This window comes from Pedobacter faecalis (assembly GCF_030182585.1).
In the GTDB taxonomy this organism is placed as follows: domain Bacteria; phylum Bacteroidota; class Bacteroidia; order Sphingobacteriales; family Sphingobacteriaceae; genus Pedobacter; species Pedobacter faecalis.
Genome location: NZ_JARXOW010000001.1, coordinates 664,873 through 687,450, shown reverse-complemented (window position 1 = coordinate 687,450; position 22,578 = coordinate 664,873). Strand labels below are relative to the sequence as shown.

Below are 22,578 nucleotides of genomic sequence, written 5' to 3'. Positions count from 1 at the left end.
ATTACAGTGTCGATTGCAGCAACTGCCTCAAATCGTCCAGCGTATTGATCTCGTCCGCCTTTTTGTCTTTTCGCCACCTCGCGATGCGGGGAAAGCGAAGAGCAAGTCCCGCTTTATGACGTTTACTTTCTGCAATACCTTCAAAAGCGATTTCGAAGACCAGCTCAGGTTTCACCGTTCTTACCGGGCCGAATTTTTCTACCGCGTTTTTTAGCACAAACGAATTTACCTCTTTTATCTCTTTATCGGTTAAACCCGAATAGGCTTTCGCAACGGTAACCAGCTTATCACCATCCCGCACCGCAAAAGTGTAATCTGTATAAAAATTTGCGCGCCTGCCGCTTCCTTTCTGGGCGTAGATCATCACGGTATCTACGGTGTAGGGGTTGATCTTCCATTTCCACCAGTCGCCCCGTTTTCTTCCCGAATGGTAGAGCGAGTCCAGTTTCTTGAGCATGATACCCTCACTGTTCATATCGCGCGAACCCTGCCTTAGTTCTGCCAGCTCCTCCCAGGTCGAGAAACTGATGGTAGGCGAGAGGCTCACCATCGTGGCGTCACCTATCTCGGCGAATACCTGTTCTAACAAGCGCCGCCTTTCTCTCAAAGCGACATCGCGCATATCCCGGGTATTGTGTTCCAGCAGATCGTACACAAAAAAGCCTATCGGTGCGTCGTTCAACTGCGATTTACTGATTGTTTTGCGGTTTAGCCTCTGCTGCAGGAGACTAAAAGCCTGCACCTGTCCATCGCGTACCGAAAGAATCTCACCATCCAGTACCGTCCCATCTTGCAGCTTTTCCCGCAAAAAGTGCAGTTCAGGAAATTGTTCGGTTACCAGTTCCTCGCCGCGCGACCAGATAAAGAGTTCGCCATTCCGTTTTACGATCTGACCTCTTATGCCGTCCCATTTCCATTCAGCCTGCCATTCGCTCACCTCGCCGAGCGAGGCGGGTTCAGCTTCAAGGGCATAAGCCAGGCAAAAAGGATAGGGCCAGGAATTGTCCGTATTTACATGCACACCCGCAAGCAGATCCACGTAACTGATCACGTCCGGTTGCCATTGTCCCATAATGCTGTGCATAATCTTGCTGGGGTCTACATCACTTATCTTCGCCAGCGCGTTTACCAGCATCTTATTAGATACACCGATTCTGAAATTCCCTGAGATCAGCTTGTTAAATACAAATCGCTCCTGAGGTTCCAGGCTATCCCATGCCTGCACAATAAATGCCTTTTTCTCCTCCTCGCTCTTCGTGCGCAGCGCGCTAAGGTCAGCAACCCATTCATGCAGCTTACGTTCGGCCCTATGGGAGGGCGGGGGCAGTACCAGCGCAATCGTTTCACTTAAATCGCCCACATTATGATAACTTTCGGCAAACAGCCACTCCGGTATACCGCTCAGCTCTACGGCCCATTGTCTTATCAGAGAAGTATTTACCGGTCGCTTAGGCCGCTTGCCGGTAAACATGGCAATCACATATGGTTTATCACGATCATCTGCTTCCGTAAAATAGTTTACCAGCGCGGCTATCTTATCATTCGTTTTGTTGCTTGTTTCAAGCTCCTGGATCAGCTGAGTAAATCTTCTCATTCCACCACCTCGCTTTCTTCCTCTTCTGTTCCGTATTGGGTCTTCACCTCTTCAGCCGCAATCCCAATCTCGTTCAGGTATTTCGAGAACGTAGCCGTAAATCCATGCGTCACAAACACCTTTTCCGCTTCGGTAGCTTTAATCGCATCCAGCAGTCCCGGCCAGTCAGCATGATCGCTCAGCGCAAAACCTGCGTCCGCACTTCTCCATCGTCGGCCAGCCCGTACCCGCATCCATCCGGAGCAAACGCCTACGGCCGGACTGATCAGATTTTTCACCCAGCGACCATCGGCCATGGCCGGGGGCACAATCACCAGCCCGTTTTGCAGCTCCTCCTTTCGCAGTTCCGGCGAAATCCGGATGGCTTCAGGCAAATCCACACCAGCCGCTATAAATCTGTCATTCAGGTTCGCAATACTGTTATGTACATAGATATTGCTGAAACCAGCCAGGCCATTGATCAGCCGTTGCGCCTTACCGAGACTGTAGGCAACAAGTACACTGGTTTTATTTCTGTCTTTGTTGGCCCCCACCCAATCCCTGATCTGGTTAAAGATCACCTGCTGAGGCTGCCATTTGTAAATAGGCAGACCAAAAGTACTTTCCGACACAAAAGTATGGCACTTTACCGGTTCAAAACCCGTGCTCACGCCGTCGTGCTCCACCTTGTAGTCGCCCGACACCACCGCAACTTCACCTCTATATTCCAGGCGTATCTGCGCCGAACCGATCACATGTCCGGCCGGGAACATGCTCAGCTTTACACCATTGATGCTGATCTCCTCATTGTATCCCAATGTTTGTATGCTTAAATCCTCAGCAAGTCTTTGGCGCAAAATCGGTTCCGTCAATTTATGACATAAATAAGCCCTGTTGCCCCAACGCACGTGATCGGCGTGCCCGTGTGTAGTCACCGCAAGATCCACCGGTTGCCAGGGATCTATGTAGAACTTGCCCTGCGGGCAATAAATACCCTTGCTCGTAAAACTGATTAATGCCATTAAATGAGAAACATAGGTTCTAAGATAATGTTTGTTCTATACCGTCTATTGGTTTTTGTTTGTTACTTTTACAGCCGAGGAAAAAGTATGCAAAAGCTACATCGATGCGTGTTGCTGATCTTGCTGATAGTAGGGTTAAGTAAGTTATCTGCGGCACAGAATAAATATACCATAAACGGGACCATAACCGATGCCACAACAGGTGAAACGTTAATAGGTGCCAGTGTTAGAATAAGCGGCCAGGTTACCAGCGGTGCCGTTACCAATGCCTACGGCTTCTTTTCGTTAAGCGCCCCGGCAGGTAGCTACAGCGTTACCATCAGTTTTGTGGGCTACAAGACCGAAAACCAAACCATAATGCTGGGGAAAGACACGCGCTTAAACGTAGCACTTACGGAAGACAACCAGCTCAGTGAAGTGGTCATATCTGCTACCAGACAAAACGAAAATGTGATCAACCCGCAAATGGGCCTGCAGAAAATGAACGTTCGGGAAATCAACGACGTACCTGTACTACTGGGCGAACGCGACGTGCTCAAAACCATTCAACTGCTACCCGGGATCAAATCAGCAGGGGAGGGCAACAGCGGATTTTATGTGCGGGGCGGCTCCACCGATCAGAATCTCATCTTGCTCGACGAAGCTCCGGTATATAACGCCTCCCATTTACTCGGCTTCTTCTCTACATTTAATTCAGACGCCATAAAGGATGTTAGTGTATATAAGGGAGGTATGCCCGCTCAGTACGGTGGTCGGCTCGCATCGGTTGTCGACATAAAGATGAACGACGGGAACAAAAAGGAGTTTGCCGCAGAAGGAGGTATTGGCCTTATTTCCTCCCGGCTCAAAGTGGAGGGGCCACTCTCGAAAGACAAAGGTTCTTTCATGATTAGCGGCAGGCGCACCTATCTCGACGCCTTCCTGGCCTTGTCGCCCGACAGCTCAGTAAGAGGGAACACACTCTATTTTTACGACTTGAATGCCAAAGCCAACTATCAGATCAACGACCGGAACACCATCTTCCTGTCGGGTTATTTTGGCCGCGACAATCTCGGGATTTCAGAAACTTTTGGGTTCGATTGGGGAAATTCGACACTTACCCTGCGCTGGAACCACCTGTTCAGTAATCGCCTGTTCTCCAATACTTCACTGATATACAGCAATTACAATTACGTTATCGAAAACCAGATCGCTGAGAACAGCTTCAAGATCAAGTCCGCCATCAAAGACTTTAACCTTAAGCAGGATTTTGAGTACAGCATTGGCAACAATAACCGGCTCAAATTTGGTGTTAACGCCATCCATCATACCATAGCACCGGGAAATCTTGAATCAGGCCCTCAATCCAGTGTAAACAACACCAACTATGAAGATCGCAAAGGCATAGAGCTGGCTGGTTACATCTCTAACGAATGGAGTCCGGCAGAGCGGTTTAACCTGGTATATGGGCTACGTCTCAGCAATTTCTCCCTGCTCGGCCCAGGCAATTTCCGCACCTACGATGAAGATGGCAACACGCTCACAACCACCGCTTACGGAAATGGCGAACTGGTCAGTAACTACTTCAACCTGGAGCCACGGGTATCAGCCAGCTATCAGCTCAACACGAGCTCCTCCATTAAAGCAGCCTATACACGGAACACACAGCATATACACCTGATGTCCAATTCTACCTCAACGTCGCCTACCGACCTGTACATCATGAATAGCAACAACGTGAAGCCGGAGATCGCTGATCAGATCGCTTCAGGATACTTTCGGAATTTCAGCGATAACAAGTACGAATTTTCTGCCGAGGTATACTATAAATGGATGCAGAATCAGATCGAATACCGTACCGGTACCGATCTTCGTGGCAATGCCAATGTTGAAGCCGATCTACTGTATGGCGATGGCCGGGCCTACGGTATAGAGCTGTTTTTTAAGAAGCGTTTCGGAAAGCTTAACGGATGGCTGGGCTATACCTGGTCGCGCACCCAGCGGCAGTTTGATGCCATAGATGATGGCCGTTGGTTTTACGCCCGTCAGGACAGGACGCACGATCTTTCGCTCGTCGGAATTTACAAGCCGGGCAAACGCTGGACCTTCTCGTCCGTGTTCGTTTATAACACCGGAAATGCGGTTACTTTTCCAAGCGGTAAATACCAGATCAACGGTCGCACAGTATTCTATTACACCGAAAAGAACGGGTACCGGACACCCGACTACCACCGTCTGGATGTATCCGCGACTTTAGAAGGCAAGCCGGGACGCAAAATACAGTCCAACTGGTCGTTCGGGATCTACAACCTTTACAACCGCCATAACGCTTTTTCAATCGACTTCGAAGATAATCCCGACGATCCTGAAAGGACTCAGGCCGTTCAAACCACCTTATTTGGTATAATACCTTCGGTAACGTGGAACTTTAAATTTTAAGCAGATGGGCAGGATAAGAATTTTTATTGGTTTACTTTTAGTGGCAATTGCGGCGGCCGCCTGCGAAAAGGTCGTCGATCTTGATCTGGACAACGCCGAACCTAAAATTGTGATCGATGCGAGTCTGAATGACAACTATCAGCATCATTTCGTCCGTGTATCACGCACCTACAGCTTCACCGAACCCAATAGCTTCAATGGTGTTGCAGGCGCTAAAGTGGTGCTGTCTATCCCCGGACAGGATGTGAACCTTCGTGAAGTAGAGAAAGGCGTTTACCGTACGCCGCGGATGCGGGGGATGCCCGGCACAGGCTACACCTTGAATGTTACGGTCGACGGCGTAACCTACTCCTCCACCTCTTACATGCCCGAAAAGGTCTATCTCGACTCACTCTCCTTCAAACGGCTGAGTTTCTTTGGCGAGGAAAATACCTATGTAGCGGCCAACTTTAACGACCCGGCTAATGCGCAGAACAATTACCGTTATCTTTTAACCGTAAAAGATAAAGTTGAAGAAGACGATGTTAGTGACGACCGGTTTAACAACGGCAACGTCATTTCTAACGTCTTGTATCATGAGTTAGACAAACTAAAAACAGGGGACACGCTGGAAGTCGAACTTCAGTCCATCAACCGCGACGTGTACAAATACTTCTTCAGCCTGGAGCAGATCACAGGTGGTGGCGGGCCTCCCGTTTCGCCGGCAAATCCGCCCTCAAACTTTAATAACGGCGCATTAGGTGTTTTTAATGCGCATACCTCAAGCAGGAGAAATGCGGTAATCCAGTAAAAATACCGCTAGAATACGCTAAGAATCGTACATCGGTGCTTAAACTACTGTAAGTCAAAGTTAAATTTTGAAATCAGGGAAGAGAAGACTATATTAGCTTACCTATTGTCAAGATAAATAAAGTTAGATGGGCATGCAACCTGTTTCAAACATAGCTTCAAACGAAGCGTTAAGGGTTAAGGCTCTGTATAAATACCGGATTTTAGATACGGTTTCAGAGCCATGCTATGACAAACTAACCCGACTCGCCGCCAGACATTTTAACGTTCCTTTGGTATTTATCAGTATCGTAGACGAGGGACGTATTTGGTTCAAATCAAAATATGGCTTTCAGGCAGAACAAATAAACAGGGCGGATGGACTCTGCGGAACTGCGATTATGTATGACGATGTATATGTGATCGAAAACGCGCTGCTTCATGCAGAGGCTGTTTCCAGTCCGCTCGTTCAGGCTCACGGACTACAGTTCTATGCCGCTGCGCCCCTAAAAACAAAAGAAGGGTTTAATCTTGGTACCTTTTGCATCATGGACGTGCAGCCGCGTTCACTTTCGCCGGAAGATATTGACACACTGATTGATTTCCGGGACCTGGTTATGGAGCAGATTGAGCTCAGATATACATCAGAACTAGCCTCGGTGGGCAACAGACAGCTTTTGCATACCACTGCACACGATCTTAAGAATCCGCTTACCACCATTCCGGTCCGCGCGGATCTGATCAAACTCAAGAAAGGCGATCCGGAAATGGTCGACAAAATGTGCGACCAGATCAAAGCTTCGGTGTTAAATATCGTGCATATCATCGACGAGCTGCTGGACTCCGGAGCCGTCGAGGCGGGCAAGACCAGACTGTTGCTCGTCAAGCTTAACGCATCAGCGCTCATCGCCAACGTTATTGCAATGAACCAGCCGCTGGCCGACCGCAAAAATCAGGTTATAGAGTTTATAAATCCGGACGACATCTATATACGGGCCGACGAGAGCAAGCTCTCCGAGGTAATTGACAATCTGCTCAACAATGCCATCAAATATTCGCCGCAGCACACACGTATAACCGTAACCATACGTACCGGCAGCAACGGTCAGGTCATCGTTTCTGTGGCCGATCAGGGACAGGGACTTACCGAAGAAGATAAATCAAACCTATTTCAGCGTTTTACGCGTCTAAGTGCCCAGCCCACAGGAGGGGAAAGGTCTACCGGTCTCGGCCTGTCCATCGTTAAAGCGATGGTTGAGGCGCACGGCGGCAGGATCTGGGCAGAAAGCGAAGGAAAAGGTAAAGGCGCCATATTTAATATGTCGCTGCCTGCAGACCTTAAAAAGTAGTTACCGACCAGCTTCTTTGCCATGTCGCCCCGGCCGCGAGTGACATGATGCCGGTTTTTTCTTCCAGGCGCTGATTATGACCCACCTCATCAGCTATGCCACACCAGGGTTCCAGGCAAACAAAATCAGCGTTGGGGGCCGACCAGATACCGAAGAATGGGAAGTCCTTAAAACTGAAATCGATACCATTTCCGTTTTTAACATTGCCAAGCCTGATCCGGTCGCTCTTCATCGACTTCATGACCAGCGCGTCTTCCTGAAACAATTTGTGCGAAAGTTGTAAAGTCTTGTTGTCCAATGGAATCGTCTCAGTCTCCTCAGAAATCAGATCCTTCCTAAGCAAATGCCTCACAAGTTCATTGTCCCGGTTAAACTCCAGATAATAGTCCGAAAAGTTAGCCACAGAGGTGTCTATCGCAAATGCAGGATGTGCCCCGATAGAAAACCAAAGCTGCTCGTCACCAGGATTAACAACCTCATAGCTGCACACCACAGCAGCGCCGTCTAATGTATATTTGATGTTCAGCGTAAATGCAAAGGGATACACCTTAAGCGTTTGATCGCTGTGGCCAAGCGTAAACGTAGCATATGAATCTCCTTCCTCCTTTAACTGAAAAACCTGGTCGCGCGCAAAGCCATGTCGCGGCAAGCTATATTCACTGCGGCCAACGGTATAACGGTTATCCTTCAACCCGCCAACAATAGGGAATAGAACAGGACTAAACTTACCCCAAAAGTCGGGGTTACCGCTCCACATATATTCCTTCCCGGTTTGCTTGTTCACCAGGCTTTGTAATTCGGCACCCTTTTCTGCGATGCATACCTTAAGAATATCGTTTTCCAGAATAATCATATTCATCCGTTATGGTTTTTGTGCTTCAGCCTGTTCCCTCGCACGCTTTTTAAAGAAGCCGCGCAACAGGAAATTGTGCTGCAGCGCCTCCAGATTCTCATCAAGCTTTTTGCTGCTGGTCTCCATATTCCTCACAATTCCCTTCAGCTGTTCTGCAGTCGCCTCGTCGTTCAGTAAAACACCCAGCGCATTGTCCGTTTGGTTCAGTTTGCCAGATGCCGTGTTCAGATTTTCCGTAAGGGTAGCGGCCGAAGCGGCAGTCTTGCGCAGTTCGTTAACCGACGATTCCAACTGGGCAAACACGGCGGTATCCGTAAGCAGCTTGTCGGCAAGCCCGCCCTTAGTATTCAATCTTTTCGAGAAAGCATCGAGCTCACGCGCCATCCTGTCGGCCGAAGCCGTTGTCGTTTTCAGGTTCGCAACAATCTGTTTAAAATTCGACGCCACTTCCTCGTCCGATAAAAGCGTTCCCGCCGTTCCCTTACCTTCCACGAGGCTCCGTGCCAATACCTTAAAGTCAGCCGTCACATCCACCAGGTTTTTATTGTTCACCTGGAAAGTCTGCATGATGTCGTCGGTCGACAAGGTTGTACTTGCCCTCAACCGGTCGCCGTCTTCCACAAAAGGAAACTTCGGACTTCCCCCGGTCACCACAATGATCTTGTTGCCAATCAGTCCATCTGAACTGATGCTGGCCGTAGCATCTTTGTGGATGTATTTATGGGCCTCCTCCTCAATATTCAGGAAAACCTGCACCTGCGATGTTCCGTAAAACTGGATCTTCTTAATCGTACCGATCTTCACGCCCGAGAACCAAACGTTATTTCCGGCCTTCAAACCCTGAATGTCGTCGAACACTACGTCCACAGTAAAGCTCTTCACAAAAGCCTTTTTCTGCGAGCCGAGCGTAAATATTCCCACCACAAAAATGACCAGTCCTAATAAAATAAAAATCCCCACTGTAATCTTCCTGCGATTCTCTGTAGCCTGCATATTCTATTGTATAAAATTATAATCGTAAAATGGTTTCACACGAGGATCCGTAGTATCAAATACCTCCTCAAAGGTACCCTGGCGCTCAAATTTCCCGTCCAGGAGCATGGCTACGCGATCGCCCACCGCCTTAGCACAGGTAAGGTCGTGCGTAATAATGATAGAACTGGTGTGAAACCGTTCCTGCACCTCATTAATTAAACTATTTATTTCCAGGCAGGTAATTGGATCCAGTCCCGCCGTTGGCTCATCATAGAGCATAATCTCCGGTTTAAGGATCAGCGTGCGTGCAATACCGATCCGTTTACGCTGACCGCCCGACAATTCCGAAGGCATCTGATTAATCGTTTGCAGCAAACCCACCGCATCCAGCATCTCTTCCACAGCCAGGCTCACCTCTTGTTTTGTCAGCTTTCGACGGTTGCGTACCAACGGAAATTCCAGGTTCTCCCGCACGGTCATACTGTCGTACAGCGCACTGTTCTGGAATGAAAACCCCACCTTAAGTCTCAGTTCGAGCAACTCTTTATACGTGATCTGATCAATGAGGCTGTTCAATACGCTTACCCGCCCACGATCGGGCTTAAGCAAACCCACCACAATCTTGATCAGCACCGACTTACCCGTTCCCGACTTACCCAGCACCACAAGGTTCTCGCCCTTATACAGATCAAGGTCGACGCCCCTTAGAACATGGTAGTCGCCAAACGACTTATACAAATCCCGTATTTCAATAACGCTTTCCGGTTTTTCCCCGCTTTGTCTTTCCATCATGGTCAACTTCTGAATAAACCAAAGAACTGAACGGAAACGACTTCCTCAATAAAGATCAGGAACATTCCGATCACCACCGAGGCATTCGCCGCTCTACCTACACCTTCGGTTCCCTTTGCCGAATTATAACCCTGATAGCAGCCTACAATACCTATCGTGAAACCAAAGATCACTGCCTTGATCGTAGAAGCGGTAATATCCAGAAAGGTGATCGACTCCAGTGAAGCTTGAAAAAACAGTTTAGCGCTTGTACCCTCACTAAGCGACACATTCAGCAATGCACCCAGCATACCTACCAAAGCCGTATAAAAGGTCAGGATGGGGATAGTTATCGTCGCCGCAAGCACTCGGGTGCTCACCAGGAATTTAAAAGGATTCGTCGCCGACACTTCCATCGCATCAATTTGTTCAGTTACCCGCATCGATCCCAGTTCGGCGCCAATGCTCGAACCAACCTTCCCAGCCGCAATGAGCGAGGTCAGGAGCGGAGCGAGGGTACGCAACAGCGCAATACCCACCAGCGAAGGGAGCCAGGATGTCGCGCCAAACTCAGCCAGGGAAGGCCTCGACTGCTTGGTAAAAACGATTCCGGTGATGAACCCGGTTAGCGAAATAAGGGCGAGCGACTTATAACCAATATCATAACACTGCTTCAGCAATTCCTTGCCCTCATAGGGCGGCAGAAAAGCCTCTTTAAAAAAACGCCCTATAAACTGAAATACATCATAAAGGGTGATAAATATATTTCTAAAATTCATTCAAAATACGGTATGCACATCACTATCAAACTATGCGCCATAAATGGCAAAGGTAAACACTTTTGGCTATTTACCTCCGGGCGGACAATACGTTTGAAGGAACCTCGTGTAAGTCAGCGCCAAATGTTCCGAAGTACCATCACCTTCGTTGATGCTGTGTGTGCGGTTCGGGTAGGCCATCAGCTGGAAAATCTTCCTGTGCCTTACCAGTTCATTGATCAGCATCTCCGCATTCTGATAGTGCACGTTGTCGTCGCCCGTACCATGTATATAAAGCAGATTCCCTTTCAGGTTTTTGGCATGAGTTACAGGTGATCCTTTCACATAGGCCTCGGTCGACTTTAACGGCGACCCCATATAGCGTTCCTGATAGATGTTGTCGTAAGTCAGTTGATTGCCCACAGCCGCTATCGCGATGCCGGTCTTATATATTTCCGGATATTGGAACAAGAGGTTCAAGGTAGAAGAACCGCCGCCGCTCCAGCCCCAAACCGCTACCCGGTCTTTATCCACAAAATTCCATTTCAGAATCTCCTGGGCAGCCATCGCCTGGTCGCGCACGTTAAGTGTACCGATCTTCTGGAAAATACTTTTGCGCCATTCCCTGCCCTTAGGTGCCGGTGCACCCCGGTTCTCCACCGAGATGTAGATATATCCGTCCTGCGCCATATCACCGGCATACAGCCAGTTTCTTCCTGCACCGTAAGTGTCGGTAACCGTCTGCCCTGCAGGCTCGCCATACACGTAGAACACCACAGGGTATTTTTTTGTCTGATCGAAATTATCCGGCTTTTTCATCCAGCCATCCATCTCCACGCCGTCGGCAGTCGTCACCTTAAAAAACTCCACCTTATTTTTAGGTGGCTTAATGCGGCCCAGCTGATTGGTAATACTACCTTCCATGGTAAGCGGATTTAAACTCGTCATGCGCATCCATTCCGTGAGCGGAGGAACGCTGGCATTCTGATAACTATGTCGGGCAAACAAGGCACCCGGAGAGATGTCGTAGCTGTGTGTTCCCGGCATGATAGAAGGTGTCACCATTTCAGCCTTTCCCGAGCCGTTCAACTTCGTTTTATAAAGATACCGCTGCGTGGCATTCGTTGGTGATGCCATAAAGTAGACCAAACCGTTCTCTTCATCCACCAGCGAAGTCTCTATCACATCGTAATTCCCAACGGTGATCAGCGTTTGCTTGCGGCCGTCGCGACTGATCCTGTACAAATGACGCCATCCGTCCTTTTCGCTGGTCCAGATAAAGCTTTTGCCTTCATCCAGCCAGTGCCATGGTTTTCCGGCATCTACCCAGGCCTTATCTGTTTCTGTAAAAATATTGTTCACGCTGCCGGTCGACCCGCTAGCCACGAACAGCTTGCTTACATTCTGTTCGCGGTTCAACTGCTGCAAGATGATCTCATTGCTGTTCGGGATCCAGTCCATACGCGGAATATAATGCTGAACCATGTCGCCCGGCACCTGCAGCCAGCTTGTGGCACCGCCGTTTACGCTAACCACGCCAATGCGGCAGGAGGAAGGGTTTTCGCCCACCTTCGGGTATTCAACCGGAATGGTATAGGCATAGATCGAATCCGTGTTGTTGATCATCAGGAAATTCTTGATCCGCGTCGCATCGATCTGCCAGTAAGCAATGGATTTGCCGTCCGGGCTCCAGCGGAAACCGTCCCGGCAGTCAAATTCCTCTTCATACGCCCAGTCAAACGTACCGTTAATCAGTCGGTCCGTCCCGTCGCTCGTCAATGCCGTTATCGTTCCGCTCGTCAGATCCTCCACATACAGATTGTGCTTACTCACATAAGCTACCTTATTGCCGTCCGGCGAAAACTTCGCAAACATCAGCGACGAAGCCGGCTTATCCTTACCCAGTTTGGTGATGCGGTTGCTTTTCAGATCGGCCACAAAATAGTCGCCCCGGGTCTCGTAGCGCCAAACCTTTTTCGCGTTGGCATACAAAAGCACCTTCGAGCCATCCGCAGAAAACGCGAAGTCTTTGAAGTTCGTCAGACCGCTGTTCTGGTTGCCATACAACAGGCTGCGCCCCACGATCACTTTGCGGTCGCCCCCCGGCAGGGTAATCGAAACAAGCTCCCCGTTAGAAATTTCATAATACGAACTGCCATCTTTCCACTTGATGTCCTGCGCAGCAGCGCTAAAGAAAGAAAAAACGACTGCGGTTAACGCAAACACAAAATGTTTATATCTCATATTTTAAAGATCAGTAAATTCCTGATATACCATTTGCAGGTAAGCCTTGTTCATATTTAACACCTCAGCACTGCCCGGTTTGTCACCCTCATCGCTGTTATGCAAAACCGACTGACCTACATGATCAAAAGTAACATAATGTTTGTTATAGATAAAGCCCGAACCATTGTCCCAGCTAAAAAATGCCGAAGGTTTTACACTCGGGTTCAACAGGTTCTTGCTCCACCTGAAATCTTTAGCTGGCAGGGCAAGCTGGGCGAGCAGGGTAGCAGCAAGGTCTGTCTGACTTCCCGTTACGTCAAATTGCTTTCCCCTGTAGGCCTTATCAATCACCTCCCCGTAGAAAAGCATCGGGATGTGATAACGTTCCGGGACAGCCACATCAAAGCGGTCCTTAGGATAGGCATGGGCATGGTCGGCCACAAATACAAATAGCGTGTTGCTATACCAAGGCTGTTTTTTGGCCTCTGCAATATAAGCCTGAATGCAGGAATCCGTATAAAAAGCCGTGCTTTTAAACTTCGCTTTATTATCAGCCGAACCAAATTTAGGTTTGCCAGGAACCACATAAGGTTCATGGTTCGTGAGCGTAAGCAGGGTAGAAAAGAAAGGCTGTTTCTCCGATCGCAGTTCGGCAATCTGCTTGCTGAAAACCGCCTCGTCAAACTGGCCCCAGGTCGATTTGCCCGGAGTGTCAAAGTTGTTGCGGTCGACAAGCCTGCTGTAATGATGGCTTAAAATAAAGGCCTTATAATTATCAAATTCCGATTCCCCACCATAATAGAAAGAAGTCTGGTAGCCCTGCTTAAAAAGCGATTGAGAGATCGCCGGGAGCTTCTGCATCTTGTCGGGCCACTTCATCATACTGCTGGCGGCCAGAGTAGGGAAACCTGCCAGCGTAGCGATAATTCCTTTGTCTGTGCGACTTCCCGAGGCATAGATGCGGCTAAACAACACGCCCTCTCGGATCATAGCATCAAAGTTCGGCGTAATGCCCGGTTCATTTCCCAGGGTCATGGTCAGGTCGGCCCCAAAACTTTCTATAATGATCAGAACCACATTCGGGCGCTTATTCTTCAGGATCGACACCGTTGTATCCTTACTCACCCGATATATGCTGTCCACATAAGCAGAGGCCTGTTCAGGCTTCAGGTACACATATGGATTTTTGGTTATTTTGCCCGACGACAGTACGCTCGAAAGCAAATTCCAAGGCGTATTCACGGCAGCGTGGTTTAAGATCTGCTCTTTCGAGAAATACGCCATACTCTGTTTCATAGGCGAACCTTTAAGCCCACCTCTGATCATGACGAACGTACCAAAAAATAAAGCCAGCACCACCAGAATGCGAGGTGCAAGCGCAATCCGGCCAAACCTCAGTTTTGACGGCATCACAAATCTTTGCAGCACCAATCCAAAAGCGATCAGCACGGCAAGCGTAAACAGCGTCAGAAACACAGGGGAGGAGGCACTCGACGCCAGCGCCTCGCCCGGGGAACCGAAAGCGAAATCAATCGCCTTTGCATTCATCTTGGTGCCCCATTCCCGGTAAATATTAAAGTTTGCAACGGAAATAATGCTGAAGATAACTACCAGAAAGCCATCGTAAAACGAAAGCCAGCGCAGCCCCAATTCCTTTCTGCCGCTAAGCAGGGCAAAAGAAAAGACAAGAAGGGGTATGACCAGGATATAACCGCACATCGATAAGTCGAGCGCCAGCGCATGCACAAACACCGAGGCGGTTTCCGAAAAGGGAAACTGACTAACAGCAGCCATATTGATCAACAGAAAGCTGAGGCGGTCCACCACAAAAAACAAGAGCCAGAACAGGAAGAATCTGGCAAAAAATGCCAGGCTGTTTACCATTTGATCTGCACCTTTTTAATAAAAGAAGCCACGCCACGCTTAAAATCTTCGCTGTCACGCACACGTGCGTTGATCTGCACCGCAAAAGCCAGGTTCTTTTCCAGCAAAGGATTGTTGGTCTGCCCGATCAGTTGCTTGGTCACCATCAGCGAATTCGCGGATGTCTCTGTACAAAGCTTTTGGGCAAGTTCCAGTACACGGCCGGCGATTTCATGGCCTTCAACAACCTCTGTGATCAGGCCGAATTCAAGCGCCTGCCTGGCAGAAAACAGCTCGCCTGTAAGCAAAATCCGCTTGGCGATCGTTTCAGAAGTCTTGTTTACCAGGAAGCAGGACACAATGGCCGGCACAAAGCCAAGCTTTACCTCCGTGTATCCAAAATTTGCTTCCGGCACCGCAAACACAAAATCGCATACCGTAGCCAGGCCGCATCCTCCCGCAATAGCATGGCCTTCCACCTGTGCGATCACAATTTTAGGGAGATAATATATGGTCGTAAATAAACGCTTCAGATTTTCAGAATCGGCCAGATTTTCCTCGTAACTATTTTGCTGCAGTTGCTGCAGGTAAGCCAGATCGGCCCCTGCGCTGAATACTTTTCCGTTGGCCTTCAGCACGATCACTTTCACCTCATCATCTTCCGATGCCCTTAAAAGCGATTCCGTAAGCAAAGCCACAAGTTCCGGGTTCAGCGCGTTTCGCTTTTCAACCCTGTTGATGGTAATACTAGCGATCCGGTCCGTAACGCTGTATAAAACCAGTGGTTCATTCATTCCTCAAATATAGGCAATTTCGGCTATGGCGGAAATCGCGTCAAACATTTGTTTGGCTCCTTCAACCACCTCGTCCTCATTACCTTCCGGGAATGCGTTAAGCACATCCACGAACGATTTCCAGTTCGCCATCAGCGCCCCGCCATACACCCCGTAATAATAAAAATTCAGACCCTTGCCGGCAAATGAAGGATTAAGCTTCAGCTGTTTTAATATCACACTTCCGCCCAGCGTAGCACCTTCCATCACATATAAGGCACCTAGTGCGGCCGCCTCGTTAAAATGAAGCGGCTTCAGGCCTTTTACGATCAGTTCAGCCTTAAACAGCTGCTCGTCCAAACCAGCCTCTTCCACATCCCTTTCCAGCGCAGCAAGCTTACGTCTCGCGTTCAGATCCAGACGAGCTGCTAAATCCGGGCCAATGGCACCGAAAATAGCCTCTTCGTACGCTTTGTGCGCTATGTAATTTGTTAGTAATATTTTTTTGTATTGATCAGGGTTCAACGTTTTGCCCATGATGTTGTCTACAAACATCAGCGATTCCAGTCGCTCATGCTGCAACAGCGTGTCGTGCTTTAATTTTTCCTGAAGCATTTAAAAGGTTTAATTGATCGAGCGGTTTTGCTTAAACCAAAACTCATGCATAGACTTAACACAGGAGATCAGGTTGTTATATCCCGAAGGTTTGGTAATATAAGCGTTTGCCCCGAATTCGTACGAAGCCCTCACATCGAGCGGGTCGTCTGAAGTGGAAAAAAGGATAACCGGCGTGTACCTTAGAAAAGGGATCTCTTTGATCCTTTTCAGCAAGTCCAGGCCCGATAAACCCGGAAGGTTCAAATCCAGCAAGATCAGCTTCGGTCGCTTCCTGTGCAGCACAAACTGCTCCAGTTGCGCAATAGCGTCCCTTCCGTCTTCCACAACACTTACAGTCAGGTCGTCCCGAACTTCCTTAACCGCGTGCTCCAGGATAAAAGCAAAATCCTGGTCATCCTCTACATAAAATATATCCGGCGAAGCCATATCCCTATTTCTTAAATGCTACATAAAAAGTTGTCCCAACACCCAATTCACTCTCGAACCAAATACGTCCGTTGTGCTTTTCGATAATTCTTTTTACGATGGCCAGGCCAACCCCGGTACCCTCATAATCTCTTACATTTTCCATTCTTTTAAAGAGCTCAAATACTTTATCATGATAGTTCACATCAATACCGATGCCATTATCCTTAATGTTGTAAACAATTTGATCCTTATCCGTTTGCGCCTCAACGCGTACCACCGGAGCTTCAGAACGCTGACTGTATTTTACCGCATTTCCGATCAGGTTGGAAAACACCTGAGAGATCAGCGTATGGTCGCCCTCCAGGTCCGGACAGTCGCCAAACTCAATCTTAACATGCTCCGCTTTCAGTGCCGAAATCACCTCTGTACTGATTTCTGAAAGCAGTTTAGGCATATCGATCTGCACAAAATCAATTTCCGAACGGCCCACTCTGGCCAGCTTTAAAATCTCGTTGATCAGAAATCCCATCTTATCTGCCCCAGCAACCACACGATTGAGTAAACTTTTCCCCCGCTCGTCGAGGTCCTTATGCTGTGCCAGAAATAATTCCGTATAACTTTTTATCGAGGTCAGCGGCGTACGCAGATCATGCGAAATTGTATAACTGAAGGTGTCCAGTTCATCATACGCCAGTTTAAGTCGTTCATTGAGCTGCCTGATCTCGTTGGCCCGCTGGTTGATGGTCGTAATGATCCTTTCACGTAGTTTAAGCACCGTCGATATTTCAATTTGCGACCACCGAGCCGAAGTGTTCTTCACGATCTGCGCCCAGCTCTCAAACGAATTTCTCGGAGAAAGCATCATGAGTCCCGCAGGAGCGTTCGGATCCGTATCCTGCGCGGGCTCCATAGGCTTCTCCGGATTTCCGGCCCAGTTTATCGTTCTGATCTGTTCCGGTTTAAACCAAACAATCAGTTCACCCAGTTCACGCGAAAGCATGCATGCAAAAATACCGCTTGCTGTGTCTGCATACTTCTTCGCAGGAGTGTATACCTCCGGAAACTGGCTGGTATGGTAAATGGACTCCGACATATTCCTTTTCAGCCACTTGAAGATGTCCTTTAAATCCTCTTCCGAGGGTGTCTCACCCAGGGTGTGCATTTCATCCTCAAACAAGATGGCCACGCCAGACGCATGAGTAACCTGCTGAAGGTTATACTTATACTTAGTTAGCGCAGCAATCAGATCGGCATCCTTTTCCAGGTAGCTGCCGATTTCCTGAACGGCCTCCTTAAGCACATTATCGCGCTCTGTTTCTTCCTCCATCTCGCGGTATTCTAAGGCCGAGGACAAGATCTGACCAATCAGTTTAGCACCCTCTCTGGCTTTGTAGTCAATAAATTTCGGACTGTAGCTATGGCAGGCGATCAGTCCCCATAACTCCCCATTGCTGATCAGTGAAATACTAAAACTCGACGCCACGCCCATATTCTTAAGATACTGAATATGTACAGGCGAAACAGCACGCAGACAAGAGTGCGTCAGATCAAGCGGTTTGTTAGGCTCGAAAGTAAGAATAGGCGAAGCCTCCGCATTAACGTCAGCGATGATCCGGGTATAGTTCAGCTTATAAAGCTCCCTGGCCTGTTTAGGGATGTCAGAAGCAGGATAGTGGAGCCCGAAGAACGGCTCAAGGTCATCATTCTTGACTTCCGCTACCACCTCACCATGACCGTCTTCCTGGAACTTATAGATCATCACACGGTCGTACTCAATAATGTTTTTAACCTCCCTGGCCGCATTATGAAGCAAACCTGCCAGCGTTTTGTTGGCCAGGATCTCCGAAACCGACCTTCCGATCACATTCTGAATATCATACTCCAGCGTAGCCGGCTCAAACTCCAGCACAAAGTCGGTGGCCGACTGATGTATCACAAGGTAAGCAGCCTCTCCGTTAACAAGCAGTCGGTACGGGTTTACCGCATCAAAACTCTGCTGGGTCCTGCCAATTTTAATAAGGGCAGGGAAATCGACTTCCTGTGATCCCTGGCTAAAGCTGCCCGACAGCTCGCCGATATGCTTGCCCAGCAAATCCTTTGCACTCACGTTCAGATAGGTTTGCACATTTTCGCTTGCATAGGTAATCAAATGGCTTTCGCCATCTACCGCAATCAGGCACCCGTGCGATTGGACTTTTCCTGGAATATGTATTGGCTCTCTGTCACAATTCGTCAGGTCAACGGTAATGTTATTCATGTAATGTTAGTCGTGTATGATAAGGATATCGCACAAAAATATCAGAAATTTGAACAATTAAAAGAGCGACCCTTAAAATGTAAAGGAGTGTTAACAACCATCAGGAGTATTTGTTTGATTTTTTATTTAGAAATAAAAAGCCATTGCTCACCCGCAACCCTATGTTTATCCAGCACCGGCTTAATCAAATAACGAAATTTTTCCTTGTCGGGCTGCCTCAGTGCTACCAGCACAGCATGCCTGCCGGATAAAAAAGCCATTATTTTACCCTGCGGAAGATCAAAGCGGATAGACTTACGTTGGGACAGTGAACTAAACAGCCCCATTGTATGATAAAGCTGCGTGCACAAGCCACAGCACAGGGCAGCGATCAACAGTTGCTTTTTGCCGTGCGAAAAAGCAAACACCAATAATACACCACTAAGTGTGATCAGCACAAGTTCCGTCCGGTCAACCCAAATACCCGAAATGGTCGAACCCGGCATACCTGCAATCGCATTCAATCCCCGGTGCATCAGGTCTATCAAATATTCCAGTACGCCAGCCAGAAAACCGGCCCGCAACAAAAGCAGCGCAATACCCAGGTACATGATCATCGTAAGCGGCAGCAGTACAAACAGGTTGCTGACCAGAAAGCAGACTGGAAACTGATGAAAATAGTAGATGCTTAGCGGGAAAGTAGCCAGTTGCGCGGCAATCGACATGCATGTCGAACTCCAGAAAAAAGCAACAACGCGGTTAGGCGGGCGGTATATTCCCTCGAACTTTGGCTGCAGCCACATCAAACCAAACACCGCCAGGAAAGAGAGCTGAAATCCTGCATCCCATACCAGAAACGGATCAGCTACCAGCATCACGAGCGCTGTAAATGCAAGTACGTTGTAGTTATTGACCGGCCTTGAAGCGGCTCGCGATAATATTAAAACGCTGATCATCACGGCTGCCCGCAGGGCAGAAGGCGAGAGGCCGGTCAGCACCGCATACCCCCAGATCAAAAGCAACATCAGCATCGTTCGGATCGTCCTGAGCAAACGCCCGCCATCCATGAACCTGAGCAGCCAGGTAAGCACCATGTAGATCATTCCCACATGCATGCCGGATACCGAAAGGGCATGAATGATTCCCGTGCCCGCATACATCGTCAGCGTATGCTGATCCAATTCAGCTTTATAACCTAATATCAGCGCCGAGAGCAGCGCCTGATGATCCGCTTTTGAAATCACCTTCCGGTAATACGATACCTGCTGCGCCCGCAATTTAAAGGCAAAAGCCTGAACCGGGTTTCCCTTATCCCTCGCAAGCAGCCTAACCTTACTTTCTTCCAGGAAAGCCTGGTGATACACATTCTTCGCAGCCAGCCATGCCCGATAATCAAACTGCCCCTCATGTTGCGGTGCTTTCGGCTCGCGATATTTTGCCGGGATCAACAATTCATCACCGTAACGCAACTTAGGCAAGGCGGCGGGACTATCGAGCCTCAGGTATACCTGCAACCTGCCCAGGGTACTCCGCAGGGTATCCGATCCCCAGGCGGTCACATCAGCCGTAAAGGCGACCGAACCTGGCTTATCATGTGGTTCCGTATCTACCCTGATGCGCAGGTAGCCGCTCCGGGGCAGGTGGGAAAAGTGCTGGGGTCGGTCAGACTGCCGGTGAAGCAGGCAGCATATGCCGCCCAGCAAGAAAAGCAGCAGATAAAGTAGTGCACCGATAATTAGCTTGTAGCGGTACATCCTCGCCCGGGCATACAGCATGTTTGCCACACATAAGCAGATAAATAGTATACTGCTTAGGGCGACCAACAAGCTAAGCAGGCTACTATGCCGCAAGGCATAAAATGCACATAAACCAAGCACATAAGGTAAGGTAATTCGCGCCAGTGTAATGTCCGACAAACCATTGTTTTTCAAATGTTTCAAAACTGATATCTAAACTGTATTTTGAAGTCTGATTTCTGGTTGCCCTGTATCTCGTCGAGGCCGGTCCCAATAGTCTCCCGGTCCGAATACCAGTATATAGCATACCTCAGCCAGAGGTCGCCCGACCGCCACAAGCGCACCCGAACGTTCTGATAAAACCTTAGGCCCTTACCGCTGTATGCCGCCGAAGCGCCACCATAGAGTACATCATCCTCATAGGCATAAATCCGGCTGTTGTAGGAAGGTGTGCAAAAATAAGCCAGACGGACATTAAACGACATCCGGCCACGAAGCGGCTTATAGTCCGCATCCTGCATCACGGCCCAACCTGTTTCTTTGATCGCAGCCTTCTCATACCCGCTAAGCTCCGTACGGTGATGAAGCGCAATCCGCGGTCCCCACTTCCAGCTCCCGTCCATTCGAAGCGTTTGCTTCACGACGGGAACCACACCTTCGCCTCCGCCATCGGCATTTTGCTGCTTACGTTCTACCTTATACCTCAGTAAAAATCTGCTCTGCTTATTAGGCGTGTAGGTCGCCTGTCCGAGTGTCTCATAACCCGACGAAGGCGCATCAACGCGATATTTGAGCCACGGAAAGCGAAAATAGTCGCCATACACAGAAAACAGCCATTTTTTTCTGATGCTGTAATTGAACCCAGTGTAAAAGCCTCGTTCATTGCTGGTTTCTGTGCCTTCGCCGGGGGCGCGACTAAAGAAGTTATGATAGTCGCGGTCGTAGCGCCGGTACAAGATTACCCATGAGAGTCGCGGCGATAAGCTGCTTAGCATACCATTTACAAAAGCCCAGCCGGAGCCGATACTATTGGCCGCCTCGCCGTATATATAGGTATTCTTCCAGGTATAGCTGTAATGAAAACCCGCATTGCTGAGTTCTCTGCCCTCAAAGCTGTACATGTTGTACAGCTGATTGCCAGTCACGAAGCGATGTCCGAAGCCGGAATGATGGGCGACCAGCCCCACACTCAGATCTGAACGGTGATATTGCAGGGCTGTACCGTACAGGGTGTGGGACAGACTATGCTGGTTCTTTCGCTCGGTAGCAGTGCGGTGCAGGCCGGTCGACCCGATATTCTGTAGGGTAAATCCGTCCTCCGTTTGTTTCAAACTTGCATCCAGGCGGCGCCTTGAAACAAAAGCTGTCAGGTCAAGGTGCTGCGTCAGACGAATACTTGCTGCAGAGCCCCGGAAAAAGGAGAGCTCGTTGGCCGAGTGATAAGCTTTAAGTCCGGTCTCATTGGCCGCCACACTGGTCACATCCGGTCCCTTGCCATAAGCAAACCCGGACCATAAGGTGAGACCCTGGCCGAACTGCAGACTGTAATCGCCGAGTACCAGGCGTTTCAGTCGGCCGCGATTATACAGTGCTACGTGAAAGGAGAGGTGATCGGGACTATACTTGTTAAGCCAGGATTCTCCAGCGTCTTTTTCAGCTATTAAGGCAGCCGAGAAACGCTTGTCGACCGTATACTTATACCGCATCAGCACCTTGTCGGGGCCGCCCAGATACCTGCTGCCAGACAAATCCTTGAAACCCTTCTGTTGTTCCAGCAGCCGGCCATACCTCAGCATCAGGTCATGTTTGCCTTCGATGGCCACCCCAGTCCCCGAAAACCCAGTACCCGCGTTGCCCACATACACGAAAGGACTCAGTATCGAGAGCGTCAGCTCGTCGAAGCCCTCAACCACCTGCAGTTCCACAAAATCCTGCAGCGCACCGTTGGCCTTAATATGGTTCAGCAGGTTTGCAATTTGCAGAGGTGAAAGAAACAACAATTCTTTCAGTTGCCCGGCGTCGGCCCGGTTCAGGTCAAGAGGGTGTTTACGCAGATAAATAAGTCGTTCCGTCAATTCAGACCAGTCCGTATCCTCCGGCGCCGTCTCCGAAAGCTGTTCAATGATATCTTTAATAACATCCGTTTCCTGTGCGCCGGCACGCAAAGCCGTTAACCCAAAAGCGCCGGGCCACAAAAACACGCATAGAAATAATCTGACGGTAGACATACG

17 protein-coding genes are annotated in these 22,578 nt (G+C 49.1%); 3 read left to right on the top strand and 14 right to left on the bottom strand.

Annotated elements, in window-relative coordinates:
- Position 1: 1 nt before the first annotated feature.
- Both QEP07_RS03010 and QEP07_RS03005 read right to left on the bottom strand, forming a co-directional pair.
- Positions 2-1,594: an ATP-dependent DNA ligase gene (locus QEP07_RS03010; protein ID WP_285008468.1), complete on the bottom strand. Its 1,593-nt coding sequence runs from the start codon at positions 1,592-1,594 to the stop codon at positions 2-4.
- Positions 1,591-2,595 (bottom strand): ligase-associated DNA damage response exonuclease, encoded by a 1,005-nt coding sequence (locus tag QEP07_RS03005; protein ID WP_285008467.1) that lies wholly within the window; start codon positions 2,593-2,595, stop codon positions 1,591-1,593. The genes QEP07_RS03010 and QEP07_RS03005 overlap by 4 nt, the downstream gene beginning before the upstream one ends.
- 87 nt (positions 2,596-2,682) lie before the next feature.
- Here QEP07_RS03005 and QEP07_RS03000 point away from each other — a divergent pair, with 87 nt between their 5' ends.
- From QEP07_RS03000 to QEP07_RS02990, 3 genes are all read left to right on the top strand, one after another.
- Complete coding sequence (locus QEP07_RS03000) at positions 2,683-5,013, top strand: TonB-dependent receptor (protein WP_285008466.1); 2,331 nt, start codon at positions 2,683-2,685, stop codon at positions 5,011-5,013.
- Positions 5,014-5,017: 4 nt separating this feature from the next.
- Entirely contained in the window at positions 5,018-5,803 is a 786-nt protein-coding gene (locus QEP07_RS02995; protein WP_285008465.1) for a DUF4249 domain-containing protein, read from the top strand.
- 127 nt (positions 5,804-5,930) lie between these two features.
- On the top strand, positions 5,931-7,130 hold the full coding sequence (locus QEP07_RS02990) for a GAF domain-containing sensor histidine kinase (protein ID WP_285008464.1): 1,200 nt from the start codon (positions 5,931-5,933) through the stop codon (positions 7,128-7,130).
- Here the strand turns inward: QEP07_RS02990 and QEP07_RS02985 are convergent.
- From QEP07_RS02985 to QEP07_RS02930, 12 genes are all read right to left on the bottom strand, one after another.
- Entirely contained in the window at positions 7,120-7,989 is an 870-nt protein-coding gene (locus QEP07_RS02985) for an aldose 1-epimerase family protein (RefSeq protein ID WP_285008463.1), read from the bottom strand. The genes QEP07_RS02990 and QEP07_RS02985 overlap by 11 nt on opposite strands.
- Positions 7,990-7,992: 3 nt before the next feature.
- On the bottom strand, positions 7,993-8,976 hold the full coding sequence (locus tag QEP07_RS02980) for an MlaD family protein (protein WP_256005601.1): 984 nt from the start codon (positions 8,974-8,976) through the stop codon (positions 7,993-7,995).
- Positions 8,977-8,979: 3 nt separating this feature from the next.
- Positions 8,980-9,747, bottom strand: coding sequence for an ABC transporter ATP-binding protein (locus QEP07_RS02975; RefSeq protein WP_285010720.1), 768 nt, complete (start codon positions 9,745-9,747; stop codon positions 8,980-8,982).
- Between the two features lie 5 nt (positions 9,748-9,752).
- Positions 9,753-10,508 (bottom strand): MlaE family ABC transporter permease, encoded by a 756-nt coding sequence (locus QEP07_RS02970; RefSeq protein ID WP_285008462.1) that lies wholly within the window; start codon positions 10,506-10,508, stop codon positions 9,753-9,755.
- Between the two features lie 66 nt (positions 10,509-10,574).
- Positions 10,575-12,731, bottom strand: coding sequence for a S9 family peptidase (locus QEP07_RS02965; protein WP_285008461.1), 2,157 nt, complete (start codon positions 12,729-12,731; stop codon positions 10,575-10,577).
- Between the two features lie 3 nt (positions 12,732-12,734).
- A complete protein-coding gene (locus QEP07_RS02960) occupies positions 12,735-14,597 on the bottom strand; it encodes an LTA synthase family protein (RefSeq protein ID WP_285008460.1) in 1,863 nt (620 codons plus the stop codon).
- Complete coding sequence (locus QEP07_RS02955; RefSeq protein WP_285008459.1) at positions 14,591-15,370, bottom strand: enoyl-CoA hydratase/isomerase family protein; 780 nt, start codon at positions 15,368-15,370, stop codon at positions 14,591-14,593. Before QEP07_RS02955 ends, QEP07_RS02960 begins: the two co-directional genes overlap by 7 nt.
- Positions 15,371-15,373: 3 nt before the next feature.
- Positions 15,374-15,964 (bottom strand): biliverdin-producing heme oxygenase, encoded by a 591-nt coding sequence (locus tag QEP07_RS02950; protein ID WP_285008458.1) that lies wholly within the window; start codon positions 15,962-15,964, stop codon positions 15,374-15,376.
- Between the two features lie 9 nt (positions 15,965-15,973).
- Positions 15,974-16,393 (bottom strand): response regulator, encoded by a 420-nt coding sequence (locus QEP07_RS02945; protein ID WP_256005613.1) that lies wholly within the window; start codon positions 16,391-16,393, stop codon positions 15,974-15,976.
- A gap of 4 nt (positions 16,394-16,397) precedes the next feature.
- Positions 16,398-18,632 (bottom strand): ATP-binding protein, encoded by a 2,235-nt coding sequence (locus QEP07_RS02940; protein ID WP_285008457.1) that lies wholly within the window; start codon positions 18,630-18,632, stop codon positions 16,398-16,400.
- Positions 18,633-18,754: 122 nt separating this feature from the next.
- Positions 18,755-20,551 (bottom strand): ComEC/Rec2 family competence protein, encoded by a 1,797-nt coding sequence (locus QEP07_RS02935; protein WP_285008456.1) that lies wholly within the window; start codon positions 20,549-20,551, stop codon positions 18,755-18,757.
- On the bottom strand, positions 20,548-22,575 hold the full coding sequence (locus QEP07_RS02930) for a helix-hairpin-helix domain-containing protein (RefSeq protein ID WP_285008455.1): 2,028 nt from the start codon (positions 22,573-22,575) through the stop codon (positions 20,548-20,550). Before QEP07_RS02930 ends, QEP07_RS02935 begins: the two co-directional genes overlap by 4 nt.
- Positions 22,576-22,578: the final 3 nt, after the last annotated feature.

What these genes read in the sequence shown, in the direction of transcription:
- QEP07_RS03010 (WP_285008468.1), bottom strand. Translation starts at nt 1,594, where the DNA reads ATGAGAAGATTTACTCAGCTGATCCAGGAGCTTGAAACAAGCAACAAA.
- QEP07_RS03005 (WP_285008467.1), bottom strand. Translation starts at nt 2,595, where the DNA reads ATGGCATTAATCAGTTTTACGAGCAAGGGTATTTATTGCCCGCAGGGC.
- QEP07_RS03000 (WP_285008466.1), top strand. Translation starts at nt 2,683, where the DNA reads ATGCAAAAGCTACATCGATGCGTGTTGCTGATCTTGCTGATAGTAGGG.
- QEP07_RS02995 (WP_285008465.1), top strand. Translation starts at nt 5,018, where the DNA reads ATGGGCAGGATAAGAATTTTTATTGGTTTACTTTTAGTGGCAATTGCG.
- QEP07_RS02990 (WP_285008464.1), top strand. Translation starts at nt 5,931, where the DNA reads ATGGGCATGCAACCTGTTTCAAACATAGCTTCAAACGAAGCGTTAAGG.
- QEP07_RS02985 (WP_285008463.1), bottom strand. Translation starts at nt 7,989, where the DNA reads ATGAATATGATTATTCTGGAAAACGATATTCTTAAGGTATGCATCGCA.
- QEP07_RS02980 (WP_256005601.1), bottom strand. Translation starts at nt 8,976, where the DNA reads ATGCAGGCTACAGAGAATCGCAGGAAGATTACAGTGGGGATTTTTATT.
- QEP07_RS02975 (WP_285010720.1), bottom strand. Translation starts at nt 9,747, where the DNA reads ATGGAAAGACAAAGCGGGGAAAAACCGGAAAGCGTTATTGAAATACGG.
- QEP07_RS02970 (WP_285008462.1), bottom strand. Translation starts at nt 10,508, where the DNA reads ATGAATTTTAGAAATATATTTATCACCCTTTATGATGTATTTCAGTTT.
- QEP07_RS02965 (WP_285008461.1), bottom strand. Translation starts at nt 12,731, where the DNA reads ATGAGATATAAACATTTTGTGTTTGCGTTAACCGCAGTCGTTTTTTCT.
- QEP07_RS02960 (WP_285008460.1), bottom strand. Translation starts at nt 14,597, where the DNA reads ATGGTAAACAGCCTGGCATTTTTTGCCAGATTCTTCCTGTTCTGGCTC.
- QEP07_RS02955 (WP_285008459.1), bottom strand. Translation starts at nt 15,370, where the DNA reads ATGAATGAACCACTGGTTTTATACAGCGTTACGGACCGGATCGCTAGT.
- QEP07_RS02950 (WP_285008458.1), bottom strand. Translation starts at nt 15,964, where the DNA reads ATGCTTCAGGAAAAATTAAAGCACGACACGCTGTTGCAGCATGAGCGA.
- QEP07_RS02945 (WP_256005613.1), bottom strand. Translation starts at nt 16,393, where the DNA reads ATGGCTTCGCCGGATATATTTTATGTAGAGGATGACCAGGATTTTGCT.
- QEP07_RS02940 (WP_285008457.1), bottom strand. Translation starts at nt 18,632, where the DNA reads ATGAATAACATTACCGTTGACCTGACGAATTGTGACAGAGAGCCAATA.
- QEP07_RS02930 (WP_285008455.1), bottom strand. Translation starts at nt 22,575, where the DNA reads ATGTCTACCGTCAGATTATTTCTATGCGTGTTTTTGTGGCCCGGCGCT.